This is a genomic window from Solirhodobacter olei (genome assembly GCF_004010155.1).
Classification (GTDB): Bacteria; Pseudomonadota; Alphaproteobacteria; order Rhodobacterales; family Rhodobacteraceae; genus Solirhodobacter; species Solirhodobacter olei.
The window spans coordinates 18,454-32,136 of the sequence record NZ_RRYH01000044.1; the positions used below are offsets into that span (position 1 = coordinate 18,454).

A 13,683-nucleotide genomic window follows, 5' to 3' on the forward strand; every position below is an offset into this window, starting at 1 on the left:
ATCTCAGGTTCAGTTCCCGGCCTTGGCGAAGTAACCCTTCACCTCGGCATAGGCCGCCCGGTACCGCTGGTCCTCCTGCGCCGCCGTGAGCGGGAACAGGTCGATGCCGACCTTCTTGAACGCGGCTTTGGTCTCGGGCTCGGCCAGCGTCTTCTGAATCAGCGAGGCGAGGTAATTGCGGATATCGGCCGGCACCTTCGCGCTGACCGCGACAAGCCGGTCCGCGCCCCAGGTCCCGGAGGCCATCTTGATCCCGAGATCCTTCATTGTCGGCGTGTTCGGAAGCTGCTCGAGCGGGGTGTTGTCCGCCACCGCCAGCGGCTTCATCTTGCCCGCTTTGATGTACTGGGCGATCTCGTCATAATAGTTGGCCGCAATGTCGATATTGCCCCCGAGTAGGGCCACCGCCGCCGGCTTGCCGCCCTGGAAGGGTACGATGGTGAACTTCGCGCCGGTCTCCGCCTCGATGATCCGGGTTGCGATGTCAAAGGCGCCGTTCGGGATGACACCGACCTTCACATCCCCGGGGTGCGCCTTCGCATAGGCGAGGACCTGCTTGAAATCCATTCCGGCGATCTTCGAGCTGGTATTGGACAGCCACAGCGCCGGGGCGAAGGTGATGCCCGCGATCGGCACGAGATCGGAGGCTTTGAATGGCGCGTGCTTGTGGACGACGCCGATCGCCATCGTCGGGTTGGCCAGGACACCGACCGTATATCCGTCGGGCTTGGCCTGCTTGGCAACATAGGTGTTTCCGATGATGGCGCCGCCGCCGGGCCGGTTCTCGACGCGGAACTGGTCGCCCGTCACCCGCTCCATCTGCGCAGCCAGCGTCCGGGCCGTCAGATCGACCCCGCCACCGGGCGGATAGGGCACCACGAAGTTGATCGGCCGGTCGGGATATCCCTTCGGCTTCTGGACGGTCGCGCCCTGTGCGGCCCCGGCCGCGAGCGCCAGCGCCCCGCAGATGGCCAGCGCCGAAAATGCGTTCGGTTTCATGTGACTTCCTCCCTGCTTCGGTTCGGCGCGTCGCCATGACCATCGCCCGATCGTGCGGGGATCATGCAATTTTCAGCGGGCGGGCTCCTCGAACCGCGTCGCTGGCACCGTTTCGGTGCGGGAACCCTTGCAGGTTGCTTGGCCTCTTACGCATTACTTCTGCGGCCGCCCCCATAAGAAGGTGGATTGGCCGGGGCGCGGCGCCCATATCCTGCGCCCCTCCCCGCCGCTCAGGCGGGCAGCGCCGCATCCTGGCCGAGATCCGCCACCCACTTCTCGATGCTGTCCCCGCTCCCGATCTCGGGGCGGACCAGGCCATCGACCATGAAGGTCGGCGTGGCGTGAATGCCGTTCTGGCGCGCGTATTTCGCGTGCGCCTTCATCTCGCGGGTGACATCAGGCGACGCGAAGGCCTCGGCAATCGCGATGCCGCTCTGCCCCTCCAGTCGGGCGAGAAGCTGGGCAGGCGTCACATCCATGTTCGGACCGGAACAGTGATCGGCAAATTCATAGGCCTCCCGGTTGGCGAAGACCGTCGCCATGACCTGCCGGGCTGCCGCGCTCCCGTCCGGCGTGGACGAGGCGGCCAGGATGGCCCGCGTGACGATCCCCGAGAACAGGTGCCAGGGCTGCGACTGCAGCCGGATCTTCATCACGATCCGGCCGCCGCCGATCCGGTCGACCAGATCGAAGAGCTTCGGAAAGGCGCGGGCCGAAAAGGGGCAGGTCGGCTCCAGAAAGGCCTCGAAGACCAGTGGGCCGCGGCCCCAGGCGAGCGGGGCGAACGTCATCTTGGGCGTGCTTGTCATGGGGCTCTCCCGCTCATTATGTCACAGGCCGCCGCCACCCGGCGCGCGGCCAAGGCCGAAGGGGGCCAAAGAGGCTGCCGGGTCAGCCTGCCGGCGCCTCGATCGCTCCCCCGAGGAAGAGATGTCCGACACGCGGATCGGCCAAGAGGGTCGCCGCCCGTTCGTGCATCCGCGTCTGGCCAAGTTCCAGCACCAGCCCGTAGTCGGACATTGCCAGCGCCGCCTTGGCGTTCTGTTCCACCATCAGCACCGTCACCCCGTTGTCACGCAGCCTCTGCAGGGTCGCGAAGACCTCCTGCACGAGATTGGGTGACAGCCCGATGGACGGCTCGTCTATCAGGATCAGCTTCGGGTCCAGGATCAGCGACCGGGCGATCTCAAGCTGCTTCTGCTGCCCGCCCGACAATTCGATCGCCTTCTGGTTCTGACGCTGCCGCAGCGCAGGGAACTGGTCCATCACCTCGTCGATCCGCTGCCGCACCCGGGCCTGGTCGGACGAGGTGACGCCGCCCAGCTCCAGATTGTGCCGAACGGAAAGCTGCGGGATCACGTTGCGCCCCTGCGGCACATAGGTCACCCCATGCGCGATCATCTGCGCCGGGCTCGCGCGGGTCACGTCCTGCCCATCCAGCAGCACCTGGCCGGAATGGATGTTCAGAAGGCCGAATACCGCCTTGAACACGGTCGACTTGCCGGCCCCGTTCGGCCCGATCACCGTGGTGATCGAGGCCTTCGGAATGGTGAAGCTCACCCCGTTCAGGATGGTGATCTTTCCGTAGCCGCCGTAGACGTCCTTTAGTTCCAGCATCCTCAGCCCCCCAGATAGGCGTCGATGACGGTCGGGTTCGCGCGCACCTCGTCGGGCGGGCCCTCGGCGATGATCCGGCCCTCCGCCAGGACAATGATGCGGGAACAGAGCGACATGACGAATTCCATGTTGTGCTCGATGACGACGAAGGTCGTGCCGTGCTCGCGGTTGTAGGAGACGAGCCGCTCCTTCAGCCCTGCGAGCATGGTCAGATTGACGCCGCCTGCCGGCTCGTCGAGCAGCACAAGACCGGGCCCGGCCATGAAGGCCATTGCCGCATCGACAAGCTTCTGTTGCCCGTAGGAAAGCGATCCGGCCATCTCGTCCTTCAGATGACTCAGCCGGAAGAACTCGATCAGCCGCTCCGCATCCGCGGTCAGCCCCGCGTCGGGCGCCCCGAACAGCCGCCCGAACAGGGATCCGCGATGTTCCTGGCCGGCGAGGATGATGTTGTCGATCACGGACATCTGCGGAAACACCGACAGCTGCTGGAACGTCCGCCCCAGGCCCAGCTTGTTCAGGTCGCAGGGCCTGCGGCCCGAGACCGGGCGGCCATTGATCTCCACCTCGCCGCTGTTTGGCTGAAGCTGGCCGAGGATGCAGTTGAACAGCGTCGACTTGCCCGAACCATTCGGCCCGATAAGCCCCAGGATCTCCCCCGGATAGACGTCGAAACTTACCCCGTCCACGGCACGGATCGCACCGAAGCTCTTGGTGATTTCGCGGACGGAAAGGATGGGCTGGTTCACAGCTGGCTCCCCTGTTTCATGTCACCGCGTACCCTGTGCCCGGGCCGGAACCGCTCGCGAAGCGCCTGGCCGGCGCCGATCAGCCCACTCGGGCAGAACACCATCAGCACGATTACCGCCGAGGCGTAGATCATCAGGTAGTAGCCCTCGGTGAAGCGCAGGAACTCCGGCAGAAGGATGACCATGGCCGCGCCGAAGAGCGGGCCGAAGAAGAAGCCCGCACCGCCGACGACCACCATCAGGAGGATCCGGATCGACTGGACGAGCGCGAAGGAATCCGGGTTGATGAACTGCACCAGCGGCGAGATCAGGGCGCCCGCCAGCCCGCCGTAGGCAGAGCCGATGGCGAAGGCCAGAAGCGTGATCCGCCGGGTATCGACCCCGAGGCTCTCGGCCCGGATCGGGTTTTCCCTCAGCCCTTTGAACGCCCGCCCCCAGGGCGAGCGCACGATGCCCCACATCAGCGCCGCGGCGACCACGAAGACCGCCAGCGTGAAGTAATAGAACGGCAGGTTCTGATTGGTGTCGAACAGCCAGAAATCCGGCCGCGGCATGCCCGAAAGCCCGTAAGGCCCGCCGGTCAGCCAGTCCTCGTTGCGCGCGACGAGGTAGAAAAGCGTGTTGAACGCCAGCGTCACGAAGGCCAGGAAATGGCCCTGCACGCGCAGCGCCGGAAAGCCAAGCGCCAGGCCGACCAGGAAGCTCACCGCCATCGCCGCCAGCATCGAGGGGATCCAGGGCACGCCGGCCAGCGTCAGAAGAGCCGTCGTATAGGCGCCGATCCCGATGAACGAGGCCTGCGCCAGCGAAATCTGCCCGGCATAGCCCAGCGTCAGGTTCAGCCCCATCGCCGCGATGGCGAAGATCAGCCAGGAGGAGAGAATATACTTTATGTAGTCCGTCTGCCCGAGCGGCGCCACGATCAGCAGGGCAAGCCCGACAACAAGAAGGATCGGTGTCAGCCGGCGCTTCATCACACCTGCCTCCCCTCGGAGGTCCCCAGAAGCCCCTGCGGCCGCCACAGGATTATGACGATCAGCATCACCAGCGGCAGCGCCGCGCGGTATTCGGTGGTGACATATGTGGCCGTCAGGTTGTCCAGCACCCCGATCAGCAGCCCGCCCACCAGCGCCCCCCGGATCTGGTTGAACCCCCCAACGATCGCCGCAATGAAGGCAACAAGGCCCAGCGTCTCGCCGTTGGAGAACTTGGCAAGATAGATCGGCGAGATCAGGAAGGAGGCCAGCGCCGCCAGCGCCGCGTTGACGAGAAACGTATAAAGCACCATCCGCTTCACGTTCACGCCCAGGATCTCCGCCACTTCCGGGTTCTGTGCCGTCGCCTGCATGCAGCGCCCGGTGCGGGTGCGGTTGAGAAACAGCGTCAGCCCCACCACCACGCCAAGAGAGACGACGAGGTTCATGATGTCCTGAACCGAGATCACCGCCCCGTCGAGCGTCATCGTGGTCTGCGGAAAGATGTTCGGGAACGGCTGCGCCTCGGCCCCGTAGAACTGCTTTGTCCCTTCCTTCAGCAGGATCGACAGCGCCATCGTCGCGATGATCAGCGGCAGCCCGCCGTTGGGCAGCATCGGCTCCACCACGACCTTCTTGAACAGAAGCCCGAGGACGATCACCGCCACGATCAGCCCGAAGATAAGCGACAGCCACAGCGGCAGGTGCAGCCAGTGGATGCCGATCAGCACGAAAAAGGCCGGCAGCATCACGAACTCGCCCTGGGCAAAGTTCACCGTCTGCGCCGCCTGCCACAGAAGCGTGAAGCCGATCGCGGCAAGCGCGTAGATCGACCCCGTCGACAGCCCCGACAGGAAGACTTGAAGAAATTGAGACATCGCTGGGTCCTTGGAAGGGCGGCGCCCGTCCGGGGCGCCGCCGGTCAGTCGGTGCGCTCAGTTCGCCGGCACAGTGCCGATGACGACCTGCTTGCCGTTCTTGACTTCGGTCATGAAGCTCTCGCGCGAAAGCTCGCCATGCTGGTCCCAGGAGGTGGTCAGCAGCATCCCGGGATATTTCGAGGCGTCCAGCGTAAGGCCATGCAGCTTCTTGGCCAGCGCCTTGCTGTCGAACTTGCCGATCATCTCGGTGGCGTATTTGATCGCGTAGATGCCGATGTAGCCCTTGATGCCGTTATGGTCGGTATCGCGGCCGTAGCGCTTCTTGAACTTCGCCACGAACTTCTCGATCGACGGGATCGGCGCCGAGGTGGCAAGGCCCACATGGGCGAACGCGCCTTCCGCAGCGCCGCCGGCGAGGTCGATCACCTTCTGGCCCGTCAGGGTCACTTCACCGACCAGCGGCACCTTCAGCCCCTGCTTCTTGGCCTCTTTCAGGAACCGCGCGTCCTCCTCCTCGTTTAGGTAGACGAAGACAGCCTGGGCCCCCGAATTCTTGATCTTCGAGACGTCGGCCGAGAAGTCGGCCTGCCCCTGCTCGCTCGGCACGTCGGCGACGACGTCGATGCCGACCCGCTTCATCTCCTTGCGGAAGACATCATGCCCGCCTTTGCCGAAGTCGTTGTTGACCCATTCGACCGCGATCTTCTTCACCTTCAGCTGGTCCTTGAAATAGGCCGTCAGCGCCGGCACGCCCTTTTGCGCGCCAGAGGAAGTGCGGAAGATGTAGGGGTTGCCGCGCTCGGTGATGTTCGGCGCCTCCGAGCCGGTCATCTGCACGATGCCCGCCCGCTGGGCCACCATCATGTTGACGATGGTCGATCCGGAATAGACCGTGCCCATGATCGCATAGGCGCCGGAATCGATCGCTTTCTGCACCAGCGCCCGCGAGGTCTGCGGATCGGTCTGGGTGTCCATGTCGGTCATCACGATCTTGCGCCCGAGGATGCCGCCGGCCGCGTTGATCTCGTCCACCGCCATGCGCGCGCCGTCACGGTAGTTCGTGCCCGAAACGGCCCCGGCCCCCGAAAGCTCGCAGACGCAGGGGATCTTGACGACCTCCTGCGCCGAAGCGGCACCGGAAAAGCCGAGCGTTGCCGTCGCAAAGAGCGCCGCCGCGGCAAGGAACTGCTGTCGTTTCATCTGGTCTCCTCCCTATTTTCCGGCCTTGGCCGGCTTGTGAAATCCCACGCGGCCCGGCTGGGCGGGCGCGAAGGACTTTTCTTGCCCCCGGACCGGCAAGACGCCGGCACCGCAGGTCGATCCCGTCGGCGCCGGCGTCAGTGCCGGCCCCGCCCTCAGGCTCCCGGCGACTTCGCCCGGATATCCTCCTCCAGCAGGGTGCGAAGCTCCCCCGTCACCTCCGGCGTCACCCCAAACCAGCGCGAAAAACCGACCACCGCCTGATGCAGCAGCATCCCCAGCCCGTCGACCGTCCGGTGGCCGCGCGCCTTCGCCGAGCGCAGAAGATCGGTCTCCAGCGGCACATAGACGACGTCGCAGACGGTCGCCCCCGCCTTCAGCGGGCTCAGGTCGATCTGCAGCGGCGGCTGGTGAACCATCCCCAGGCTCGTGGCGTTGACCAGAAGATCGGCCTCGCCAAGCAGCGAGGATAGCGCGTCCAGGGAATGCGAGCTGACGCCCCGGCCAAGATGCTGCGCCAGCGCCTGGGCCTTGGCTTCCGTGCGGTTGACGATGGCGACGTCGAGCCCTCGGCTCATCAGCCCATAAGCGGCCGCCCGCGCCGCGCCCCCGGCACCAAGCACCACCGCACGGCTCGCTCCCGTCTGCCAGCCCGGCGCCCGGTCGTCGAGGTTATGCATGAATCCCAAAGCATCGGTGTTGTCCCCGGCCAGAACATCGCCGTCCCAGTAGACGGTGTTGACCGCCCCCATCGCCTCGGCCGCCGGATCGATCCGGTCGAGAAACGGCATCACTGCCGACTTGTGCGGGACGGTGACGTTGCCGCCGATCCAGCCGGTCTCGCGATAGCTGGCAAAGAAACCGGCAAGGGCCTCCGGCGCGATGTCGAGCATCTCGTAGCTGCCCTCGATCCCGTAATGGTCGAGCCAGTAACCATGCAGCATGGGAGAGCGCGAATGCTTGATCGGATGGCCCATGACAAAGGCGCGCGGGGAACGGGACATGACGACTTCCTCAGATTTCAATTGGTTTGGCAAGGCTCAGGTTGCCGCCACGCTGGTCGCGGGCGACCGGGCGAAAATCGTAGCTCGCGTAGATTTCGGTGCGAAACGCGCCCCAGGCCGTGCCTTCGATCGCGCGGTTCACCTCACGCAGGCTGCCGGCCGGGACGCTGAGCGTGGCCACTTGGCCCAGCCCCATCATCACGTACCAGCTCACGACCTCGCAGCCCTTGGGCGGGAAGCGCTCGAAGAATCCCTGTTCGGCCAGCTGCTCCTGCAGTCTGCCGACCGGCCGGGACTGATCGTGACGGAAGATGACGGAAAGGAGAATCCTCTCGTCCGACGTCTCAGCCATTTCCATCTCCCCCTCAAGTGCGTAGCGGATCGTGCCTCCGGCGGGGCAAACGAGCCAATTCATTCGCGCGGGAAACCATTAGTTTTGGCTATAGCGCAATCAGAAGGACGTCGAGGCCGCGCCCAGGGTGCGTTCGACCGCGACAGGCTTTTGGCGCTGGCCCCGGTCCGCAGCGGCCATCGCACCCATTAGTGCGCCCGACCAGGCAGCGGGAAGGACTCGCCCGGAAAGGAACGCCCTTCGGTCAATGGCATGCCGGCAGGGCAAAGCCTGCCGGAACAGACGACGGGGTCCGCAGGGCCCGCGCGGGTGCCATGCGCTCGCCATCATGCCACCCCGCGCCGCTCTGCCCACCCGGGTGCAGGAGTTGCGCAATCCCGCCGACCACCGCCCCGATTTCCAGTGCAAATACGGCGCGAAAGCGGTGGCAAATCGGTAGTCGGATCATTCCACTTTCTCTGCCTTCAGTCCACGCATCCGCCGCCTGATCAGGAAGCAGCAGGCCCGCCGCCTCCGCGCCCCTCAGGCCATCCCTCCGCCCCCGCCCCTCAGCCCCGATCCGGGCGCGAGCGCGGCTCACGGGATCGGGCAAAGGCGCATGGACGACCCGGGGTCCGTCTGCCACTCTGCCCGAAGCGAAGCGGGTTCTTTCCTGCGTCGGCGCACCAAAAAGGTCATCCATGGAACTGACACTGAGCGGAAAAACAAAGATATTTTTCATTGTCGGCGACCCGATCGAGCAGGTGAAGTCGCCAACGCACCTCAGCCGCCTCATGGCAGAGCGCGGTGAAAATGCGCTGGTCATTCCGGCCCATGTCGCCGCCTCGGATTTCGACGCGTTCATGGGTTCGGCCCGACACATGCGCAATCTCGGAGGGCTCGTGATAACCGTCCCGCACAAGGTGGCAGCACTCCGCTGGGCCGATGCCGCGACGGTCCGGGCCAAAGGCATCGGGGCCGCCAACATCCTGTGCAGGCGCCCCGACGGCTCCTGGTGGGGCGATCATACCGACGGCTCCGGCTTTATGGACGCCGCCGCGGCCGCCGGCTTTGCCGCCCCGGGCAAGCGCGCGCTTCTGGTTGGCGCAGGGGGCGCAGGATCGGCAATCGCCTATGAAATCTTGGCTCGCGGAGCGGCCCATCTCGCGCTGCACGATCTTGACACGGACCGGCGCGATACCGTGATCGCTCGCCTGTCCGCCCGGTTTCCAGGCAAGGTTGGCGTAGGCGGCCGAGACCCGAGCAGCTTTAATCTGGTGGCGAATGCATCTCCCGCCGGAATGCATGAGGCCGATCCACTTCCCGTGGACGTGGCTCAGCTGTCTGAAGGCCAATACGTTGGTGATGCTGTGACAGAGCCGCGGCTTACCCCCTTGATCGCGAACGCCCGTCAGGCCGGCTGCGCAACATTCACGGGCGGCGACATGTTCGACGCCCAATCTAGTCTTCTGGTCCGTCTCCTGCTGGAGGGTGGAAAGGGCGCTGGCTTCACGACAGGCGAGCCTTGACTGCCGATTGATCGACGCCCCGCGATGCGGTGGCAGAACAGACCGGTGATACGGGACCGATGCTCTCACTATATCGGTCAATCGTGCGGCCGCTGCGCGCAGACGCTCCCGCTCCGATTTTCAGAAGAAGCGGCTGTCGTCCGCTGTTGCGCCGTCGGGGGCGGTCGCATCAGAGCCAGTTTTGCCGGCATTTTGCCGATGCTGGCCGACGTTTCACCGCGAGATCCCGAGGTCTTCCGTGCGCGAGACTGGCCGAAGGCGCTTGCCAAGGCTGTCAGACTAGGAGGACGAAAGCCAATCCTCGATATGTCCTGCCTCGCCTGAATCGCGGTCGTTTCGTCCGCATCTAAATCTCCGACGAGGTCCGGCGCCAGTGCGCGGATGTCGTAAGTCAGGTCGACGTCCTCGGAGAACCTCCGGATCGCGCCATATGCTTTGGAAAGAGAGGTCCCGCCCTTGAACACGAGATGCTTGCCGATCGAAGTGCCGAAAAGCACGTCGAGCGCCCAAACCACCCAGACGTCCTTTTCCAGTAAATGCTCGGGGCGGCCGGAGGCGCTGGCGGCAACGGCCAACGCCTCGCGACGAACTGCAGGGGGCTGTGTTGCACAAATCCCGTGAGGGATTCATCTTGTGAATCCAGCGTGGTAGCTGGGCGGCATGAGCAGACCGCCCCCCGCGACCGACAAGACCACGAACTGGCCAGCCTAAAATGAAGCGCTCAAGCGCCGTGGCTCGCTGACGATCTGGTTCGACCCCGAGATAAACTGGGATGCTGTACCGAACGGAAAGCGTGGCCGACAACAGACCTACAGCGATGCTGCGATCCAGACCTGCCTGTCCATGAAGGTTCTATTCGGCATGGCGCTTCGCCAGACGACCGGCTTCGTCGAAAGCCTGCTGCGCCTGGTCGGTTTGGACTGGGCTGTGCCCGACTTCAGCACGCTATCGCGCGCGCCGGCAGAAGACCTTGGCGGTGAACATCCCCTACCGTGGCTCCAAGGGCCCGTTGCACTTGCTGATCGACAGCACAGGGATCAAGGTCGAGGGCGAGGGCGAAGGCGAGTGGCATGCCCGCAAACATGGCGGTCCAAAACGGCGGGTTTGGCGCAAGATCCACCTCGGGATCGACGAACAGACGCTGGAAGTTCGGACCGTCGAGATCACCGGAAGCCACATCGGTGATGCGCCGGTGCTGCCAGATCTGCTCGACCAGATCCCTGCGGACCAGGCGATCGGCAGCGTCACCGCCGACGGTGCCTACGACACCCGACGGTGCCATGATGCGATCGCCGATCGTGGCCCCCATGCCGTCATCCCGCCGCGCAGGAACGCGAAGCCATGGAAGACGATCACTGCCGGCGCCATGGCGCGCAACGAAGCGCTGCGGGCTTGCAAATACCTCGGCCACGCGTTGTGGCGACGATGGAGTGGCTATCATCGTCGGAGCCGCGTCGAGATGTGAGGAGGATCAGAAAACAGTCCAGTGGACTGTTTTCCCGACGATCGGATGCATTGCCTGAAGCTTCTGGGGCAGCGATTGATGGCGCGGGACTTCGACCGCCAGATCGCCGAACTCCAGGTCCGCATTGCCGTCCTGAACGGCTACACCGCCCTCGGCATACCCGTCACGAAAGCCGTAGGACAAGTCTGTCCGGGGAAAGGGGAAGCTCGGCCGTCAGCTGATCTGCGCAACACAGCCCCCGGTAGGCAAAAGGCCCCACCCCGTCAACCTGACAGAGCCGTCTGGACTCAGTGGCCAAGGACCATCGAGCCTGCTCCCAATCACGGGAGCAGCCCAACAATTCGCATGAACAACTGTCCCAAATATATTAAATTGAGGACAGGAGGCCATGAGCATGTTGCAGCCCATCACCACATCAGACGGCCCCACAGCCGACGGCTTTTCTCCTGCGGAGCTGGCCGCAATGCAGCGCGTGACGCTGGCGCTGTTCGACCGCTGGCGGGTGAGGGATGACGAAGCGGCGGTTCTGCTCGGCGACATTTCGACCAAATCGATCGGGCGCTGGCGGAAGGGCGAGTACGGCCGCGTCGGCCGCGATCTCGCGGATCGGCTGTCCAATCTCCTTGGGGTGCACAAGGACCTGCGGATCATCTTTTCCGATCCGCAAAGGGGGTATGACTGGGTTAGAAAGCCGAATTCTGCGTTCGGCGGGCAGTCGGCCCTCGACGTTATGAAACACGGTGGACTGATGGATATCGTTCGGGTGCGACGCTATTTGGATGCCGCCCGTGGCGGCTGGTGATTTCCCTATCTCCCATGTGACATGGCCGCGGACCTTCCGCCTCGTCATGTCGCATTATCCACCGATCGATCTATCGACGACATTGCCGATCCGCATGACTGGAAACTGATCGCCGCTGCCGTGCAGCGTACCAATCCGCGCCTGGCCGAGACCTATGGGGCGCTTGACACCATTCCGATCGAGCGGCGTCTTTCAGGTGAAGGCGCGTCTTGGGTAATGGCCGCCTTCGTGCACTTCTCGCCGGATCGCCCCTCGCGCTTCTCAGACGGTTCGTACGGGGTCTACTACGCCGGAGACAGCCTGGAGACTGCACTGAGGGAGCACAGTTTCCACGTGGCTCGGTTCTACGCGGCCACGGCCGAGCCGGCGGGGTGGGTTTCTGAAGTCCGCGAATTGGTGGGGTCCATTGATGCCAATATGGTCGATCTGAGAGAGAACGGAAGCGCTGCCTCCTATCTTGAGCCTGACCCGGCCCGCTATGCGCCTGCGCAGGGCTTCGCCGCTGAACTGCGCTCTGAGGGTGCAGACGGCATTGTCTATCCAAGCGTCCGCCACCCCGAGGGCACTTGCATCGCCGCATTCTGGCCGAATGTGGTCTCGGTCGCCACGCAGGCGGATCATTATCGCTACCATTGGAATGGCCACGCCATCGACTTTGTGCGACGGACCACGGGCGACCGGGCGATCTTCGAGTTCACCGAACGCGGAGGCGATCCAAGTGAATGAGGCGTCAACCTGAGTCTGCTTGTCCGCCCGGTACATTGGTACCAATCGGAATCAGGCCCAGAAAAATGGCATGTCATTGTGACCAATAGAAAAATTCATCTCCCAGCGTCAAGGTTGAAGTCAAATTGGTGGGGTCAATCACGCAGCCAAAATACAGGCCGTGCGATCAAGCGGTTATCCATCTCCCTTGTCTGTAACTTGTGTCAGGTCGGATTTTATCCTACTTTATAAGATGCAAGGAAGGACTATGACGATGCAAATTGCACAGAAGGTCAGCATTACCGTGACACCTGACATGATGCAGGCGCTGCGGGACAGTGTGAACTCTGGCGAGTTCGCTACGACCAGCGAGGCTATGCGCGATGCCCTTCGAGTGTGGCGGCGCCAACGCCTGGAAGATGCTGAGCGGCTGGAAGCCTTGCGAGCGCGCGTTCGGCGCTCGCTGGAGGACCCACGGCCGAGCCTAACAGCTGACGAGGCGGAGGCAGAAATGACCCGCTTCGCTGAGAACGAGCGTAATGCCGCTGTTGATGCGGCGCGCTGAGGTTGTTTTTCGTCTGGCCGCGATCGCCGACCTGCAAGACATCTACCGCTACATCGCTGAAAGCAGCCAGAGCCATGAAGTAGCGCGGCACTTCATCGATCGGATCATGCAGCGTTGCCGAAAGATCGGAGATGCTCCGGCCGGTGGACGCCCGCGCGACGACCTCATGCCGGGCCTGCGCACGGTCCCCTTTGAGCGTACCGCTGTCGTCGCCTATCGCTTCACTGAGAAGGTAGAGATCACCAACGTGTTCTACGGCGGACGTGACTATGAGGCGCTGTATCGGCGCGGTGAGGCTGAGTGATATCGGATGCGGTCGCTCTTGCAGGGCGGCCATACCTATTCTTTGGGTTCACGGCCTTCGCTTCAGCGGCAGCCACCCTCTCCGGTATCGAAGTCGTCAACATGGTCCGCAAGGGGCAATTTGCTGTCAACGAAACCAGGCCTTTCATAATGTGTGCGGAGCTCGCAGCATAGCGTTGTCCAGCAGGAAGCTGATCTCTCGTCGTTTGAAAATTTGCGACAGCGCAGCCACTCGAACAGATGCCGGATTGCGGCCAGGCGCTGCTTCACGGTTGGGACCGACAGTTTGGCCGTCAGCTGCTCGATCCAGGTAGCAACATGAATCGGCTGCACGGCTGAGATTGACGCGATGCCGTGCAACTCACACCAGGAGAGAAATTCGCTCACCGCGCGGCCGTAGGCCCGGCGGGTGTGCGGGTTGCACTGCACGCAAGACGATAGCAACCCGCACCCATCCACCCAGCCGTCGACCGCATGGGGAGATGCAAGATGCAGCGACGGTGACCAATGAGGGCTATTCGATCTTCGGCAGAAGCGCGTTCAGGCTGGCCTTGGCGTC

Annotated in this window: 16 protein-coding genes and 1 pseudogene; 6 read left to right on the plus strand and 11 right to left on the minus strand. The window is 63.9% G+C overall.

Translation table 11 applies throughout. From position 1 onward, the window contains the following. Window positions 1-9: 9 nt before the first annotated feature. The 9 genes from EIP85_RS20935 to EIP85_RS20975 all read right to left on the minus strand — a co-directional run bounded on the left by EIP85_RS20935 (window position 10) and on the right by EIP85_RS20975 (window position 7,776). Window positions 10-999 (minus strand): Bug family tripartite tricarboxylate transporter substrate binding protein, encoded by a 990-nt coding sequence (locus tag EIP85_RS20935; protein ID WP_127904165.1) that lies wholly within the window; start codon window positions 997-999, stop codon window positions 10-12. Between the two features lie 230 nt (window positions 1,000-1,229). Then, entirely contained in the window at window positions 1,230-1,808 is a 579-nt protein-coding gene (locus EIP85_RS20940; RefSeq protein WP_127904166.1) for a DsbA family protein, read from the minus strand. Between the two features lie 82 nt (window positions 1,809-1,890). Then, window positions 1,891-2,616, minus strand: coding sequence for an ABC transporter ATP-binding protein (locus EIP85_RS20945; RefSeq protein WP_127904167.1), 726 nt, complete (start codon window positions 2,614-2,616; stop codon window positions 1,891-1,893). A gap of 2 nt (window positions 2,617-2,618) precedes the next feature. Then, entirely contained in the window at window positions 2,619-3,365 is a 747-nt protein-coding gene (locus EIP85_RS20950; RefSeq protein WP_127904168.1) for an ABC transporter ATP-binding protein, read from the minus strand. Next, window positions 3,362-4,339, minus strand: a complete 978-nt coding sequence (locus EIP85_RS20955; RefSeq protein ID WP_127904169.1) for a branched-chain amino acid ABC transporter permease — start codon at window positions 4,337-4,339, stop codon at window positions 3,362-3,364. The genes EIP85_RS20950 and EIP85_RS20955 overlap by 4 nt, the downstream gene beginning before the upstream one ends. After that, window positions 4,339-5,217, minus strand: coding sequence for a branched-chain amino acid ABC transporter permease (locus tag EIP85_RS20960; RefSeq protein WP_127904170.1), 879 nt, complete (start codon window positions 5,215-5,217; stop codon window positions 4,339-4,341). The genes EIP85_RS20955 and EIP85_RS20960 overlap by 1 nt, the downstream gene beginning before the upstream one ends. A gap of 57 nt (window positions 5,218-5,274) precedes the next feature. Further along, the gene (locus tag EIP85_RS20965; RefSeq protein ID WP_127904171.1) at window positions 5,275-6,420 is read right to left on the minus strand and encodes an ABC transporter substrate-binding protein; all 1,146 of its coding nucleotides are present in this window, start codon (window positions 6,418-6,420) and stop codon (window positions 5,275-5,277) included. Window positions 6,421-6,575: 155 nt separating this feature from the next. Continuing rightward, the gene (locus tag EIP85_RS20970; protein ID WP_127904172.1) at window positions 6,576-7,424 is read right to left on the minus strand and encodes a shikimate dehydrogenase; all 849 of its coding nucleotides are present in this window, start codon (window positions 7,422-7,424) and stop codon (window positions 6,576-6,578) included. 10 nt (window positions 7,425-7,434) lie between these two features. Continuing rightward, window positions 7,435-7,776: a hypothetical protein gene (locus EIP85_RS20975; protein ID WP_127904173.1), complete on the minus strand. Its 342-nt coding sequence runs from the start codon at window positions 7,774-7,776 to the stop codon at window positions 7,435-7,437. Window positions 7,777-8,456: 680 nt separating this feature from the next. Here EIP85_RS20975 and EIP85_RS20980 point away from each other — a divergent pair. Further along, window positions 8,457-9,284: a shikimate dehydrogenase family protein gene (locus tag EIP85_RS20980; protein ID WP_127904174.1), complete on the plus strand. Its 828-nt coding sequence runs from the start codon at window positions 8,457-8,459 to the stop codon at window positions 9,282-9,284. A gap of 77 nt (window positions 9,285-9,361) precedes the next feature. Here EIP85_RS20980 and EIP85_RS23335 read toward each other — a convergent pair whose 3' ends face one another. Beyond that, complete coding sequence (locus EIP85_RS23335) at window positions 9,362-9,859, minus strand: nucleotidyl transferase AbiEii/AbiGii toxin family protein (protein ID WP_241560126.1); 498 nt, start codon at window positions 9,857-9,859, stop codon at window positions 9,362-9,364. Between the two features lie 85 nt (window positions 9,860-9,944). Between EIP85_RS23335 and EIP85_RS20990 the strand changes: the two are divergent. The 5 genes and pseudogenes from EIP85_RS20990 to EIP85_RS21010 form a co-directional block, all read left to right on the plus strand. Further along, window positions 9,945-10,929 (plus strand): annotated as a pseudogene (locus EIP85_RS20990) (IS5 family transposase); the annotation flags it as partial. A 214-nt stretch (window positions 10,930-11,143) separates the two neighbouring features. Further along, window positions 11,144-11,551, plus strand: a complete 408-nt coding sequence (locus EIP85_RS20995; RefSeq protein WP_241560127.1) for an MbcA/ParS/Xre antitoxin family protein — start codon at window positions 11,144-11,146, stop codon at window positions 11,549-11,551. A 21-nt stretch (window positions 11,552-11,572) separates the two neighbouring features. Beyond that, window positions 11,573-12,277 (plus strand): RES family NAD+ phosphorylase, encoded by a 705-nt coding sequence (locus tag EIP85_RS21000; protein ID WP_241560128.1) that lies wholly within the window; start codon window positions 11,573-11,575, stop codon window positions 12,275-12,277. Between the two features lie 247 nt (window positions 12,278-12,524). Further along, a complete protein-coding gene (locus EIP85_RS21005) occupies window positions 12,525-12,821 on the plus strand; it encodes a ribbon-helix-helix domain-containing protein (RefSeq protein WP_206615616.1) in 297 nt (98 codons plus the stop codon). Further along, on the plus strand, window positions 12,796-13,125 hold the full coding sequence (locus tag EIP85_RS21010; RefSeq protein WP_206615617.1) for a type II toxin-antitoxin system RelE/ParE family toxin: 330 nt from the start codon (window positions 12,796-12,798) through the stop codon (window positions 13,123-13,125). The genes EIP85_RS21005 and EIP85_RS21010 overlap by 26 nt, the downstream gene beginning before the upstream one ends. Window positions 13,126-13,187: 62 nt before the next feature. Here the strand turns inward: EIP85_RS21010 and EIP85_RS23535 are convergent, their stop codons facing one another. Beyond that, window positions 13,188-13,583 (minus strand): site-specific integrase, encoded by a 396-nt coding sequence (locus tag EIP85_RS23535; protein ID WP_422067226.1) that lies wholly within the window; start codon window positions 13,581-13,583, stop codon window positions 13,188-13,190. Window positions 13,584-13,683 lie beyond the last annotated feature (100 nt).